Here is a 2,895-nt window from a genome sequence, read left to right on the forward strand (position 1 = left end):
TNCCTGAGATCCTTTTTCCTCCAACTTCAATTCCGTAACGGTCCTTCTTATAGAAGTTGATAACATTCTTATGATCAAAGTTTGAGCAAAGGTCTTCTCTATAGTTCTTACCGATTATATTATAAATATAAGTCTCTATCGATGTACTCTGTTTTGAGTTAGAGTTAGTATATTTTTTTGAGGTAAAGGGGAGTTGGTGTCCTTTATTCCAGATTGTGTAGCAACTTCTATTTGTGGTGTAGTTAACACGTCTTTTTCTTCTTCCTGGTATAACTCTACTTTGGTATTCAGAGTTGTGATAATACCGAGGTCCATCTAATTTCCCAAACTCATAATTGCTAAGTATTGATGTTGTTGAACTCTTGGTTATTCTGCCTTTGTGTGAGCGACTTGTTGAAGTTCTACTTATGACAAGTCCGTTATTCTTTCCGTCTTTTTTGGTTCCGGCGGTATATTGTCCATTTCCTCCTGTTTTATAAAAACCATTTCTTGTGAGATTTGCACATGAAGAGAGAACGAAAATAAGCATTATGCTTAAGATGATTTTTAACATTGAATTTCCTTTGGTTCTTTCTCAGTATACAGTAAATCTACTGCTCTAAACTATATCTTTTTATGCTTGAGTTGTTCTATTAACATGATAGAGTAGTTGTATAATGAGTATTAATAGACTTAAGTGAGGGAAGTTGTGGAAAATACCGGCCTAGGTTCTTGCCTGTGTGGCTCCGTAAGTTTTGAAGTGATAGGCACATGTCAGAATTTCTTTATTTGTCATTGTGAATTCTGCCAAAAAGATACTGGTACCGCTTTTGCTGCAAACCTATTTTACCCTGGGGCACAGATTCGTTGGTTATCTGGTCAAGAAAGCGTTAAGAAGTTTTCTCTAAGTCATTCAAGACATGTCAAAAGTTTCTGTACAAATTGTGGCTCAGCGCTACCATCAATAGAAAACAATGGCGAATTGGTACTCATTCCTGCGGGATGTCTTGATACTCCTGTCCAGGTTGATCCAAATGCTCATATTTTTATGAAGAGTAAGGCAGATTGGGAAAATAAGTTAGCTGATTTGAAAGAGTTTGAATCTTTTCCGAACTAATGTATCAGGTTATTATGGAAAATAAAAAAGTCATTAATGCCTTAAAGTATGGGAATGCCTTTCAAAAGAGAGCTTATAACGCTTTAGAGGAAACGGGAATATTCGAAAAGTTAGAGGAGTTTTGCCCTTTCTTAGCAGGAACGATTCCATTAGATATTTATCATGATCAAAGTGATCTTGATATTATTTGTTATTCAGATAATTTAGATCGTTTCGAAAGAATTGTTACTGACTTATTTGTGGACCGTGATGAATTTAAATCTTACCGAAGTATAATCAGAGGGGAAGAATCTCTAATTGTTCAGTTTGCAGTGAATGAAGTTGAATTTGAAGTATTTTGTCAACGAGTCCCAATCCATGAGCAATATGCAGTCATCCATTTTAAGGTTGAAAAACTAATTCTTGATAATAGTAGTAATAGAGTGCGAGAAGGAATTCGTGCTTTGAAGGCTACTGGTCTCAAAACAGAGCCCGCCTTTGCTAAGTTTTTTCAACTCGAAGGTGATCCCTATGATGCTTTGGCCTTATTAGATGAAAATAGAGTTAGGGAGTTAATTCGCTTGCATGATACTCATGACTAAGTCCGCACAGTTTTGATTACTTTGTAAATACTCATCGGCCTTTCCCAAAACTTCCTTAGTCTTATAATTAATAAGTCCGTAGTCATTCTTTAGCTTCTCAATCATGACTTTGTTCTCTTGTGTTGAATGAGAGCCTTTTAATATTCTTTCGATATTGTTTTGGATTGCAATAGAGAGGTCATCTTCAAGTTCTTCATCTAAGCCTATCATATTAAGTTTTTCGTAGAGATAGTAGAATGTTTCAATATCCGAGATATTGGCCAAGACCTTCTCTGTGAATTGAGAAAAGTAGAACGGAACGAACTTTCCAAGATTATTCAGAAGCAGTTCTAATTCTGGTTTTTTCAGAACCCCCGCAGGAAATTTTGGTAGCTGATTATCTACGAAGTCTCTTTGTAGCATTGTGTAAAAAGAGGCGAGATGCTTCGTTTTGATCTCTTTATATGTGTTCAAAATATCATTGTAGTCATCCATTGCTGATAGGCGAGTTTTGATAACTTCTAAATCTACTTTATCAATTTCAGCTTGTGCTCTTCTTTGTTCTTCAATTTCATTGATAAGCTCGGAGAGTATTTGTCTATTTTCTGCACTTAGAGATTGCTCGAAAGTTAGGCTTGTAAAAATTGTTGGAGAAGAGGGAAGCCTTGCAAGTTGATGTCCTTCGCTCCAGTCCAGAAGAATCCACTTCTTTGTTGTCTGTGAATAAACTAATTGTTCAAGATGGAAGTCTCCGATTGATTCAAATATGGCCGCTTCTTTAGCAAAGTTTTTTAGAGCATCGATAATAGGACCTTTATCACTATCATTAATGCTTTCACTATTTTCAAAGAATGATTTTAAAGTAAAGTTGTGCGCAATTTTATCGACAACGATATAGGCATCTTTTTCATATTCATGGAACTTAGGAATTGGAATTCCTGCATCTTCAAGTTCTTCGAATCCGTTGTAACTATAGTTAAGAAAGCGTTGACCATCGGAGAGGCGATAATTCTTCTCTTCGTTTCCATGAGGAAGTCTAAGAGCATTTTCGATATTAGTCTCAGGGTCTTCGATACTTAAGATCATAGTGGTATTGCCACTTCCCAAAAATCCTCTGTAGATATAGAAGCGATCTCGTAAGAAGATTTTTTCACCCTCTTTTAAATCTTGATTGAGTATACTTTGAGCAAAATCTTTGTTGAAATCACCTTCTTGATTGAAGAGGTGAAGATCTCCCGA

At 35.9% G+C, this 2,895-nt stretch carries 3 protein-coding genes; 2 read left to right on the top strand and 1 reads right to left on the bottom strand.

What is annotated here, in order from left to right:
- Positions 1-688: 688 nt before the first annotated feature.
- Both M901_RS07015 and M901_RS07020 read left to right on the top strand, forming a co-directional pair.
- On the top strand, positions 689-1,096 hold the full coding sequence (locus tag M901_RS07015; protein ID WP_021277491.1) for a GFA family protein: 408 nt from the start codon (positions 689-691) through the stop codon (positions 1,094-1,096).
- 14 nt (positions 1,097-1,110) lie between these two features.
- Complete coding sequence (locus M901_RS07020; RefSeq protein WP_021277492.1) at positions 1,111-1,677, top strand: DUF4269 domain-containing protein; 567 nt, start codon at positions 1,111-1,113, stop codon at positions 1,675-1,677.
- On the opposite strand, the gene M901_RS07025 is transcribed toward M901_RS07020, so the two are convergent.
- The coding region (locus M901_RS07025; protein WP_021277493.1) for a hypothetical protein at positions 1,648-2,895 on the bottom strand (1,248 nt) is incomplete at its 5' end. The genes M901_RS07020 and M901_RS07025 overlap by 30 nt on opposite strands.

The sequence above is a fragment of the Bacteriovorax sp. DB6_IX genome (assembly GCF_000447775.1).
Lineage (GTDB): Bacteria > Bdellovibrionota > Bacteriovoracia > Bacteriovoracales > Bacteriovoracaceae > Halobacteriovorax_A.

Bases quoted from the DNA above. Each gene is read 5' to 3' on its own strand.
- M901_RS07020 (WP_021277492.1), top strand. From the start codon at position 1,111: ATGGAAAATAAAAAAGTCATTAATGCCTTAAAGTATGGGAATGCCTTT.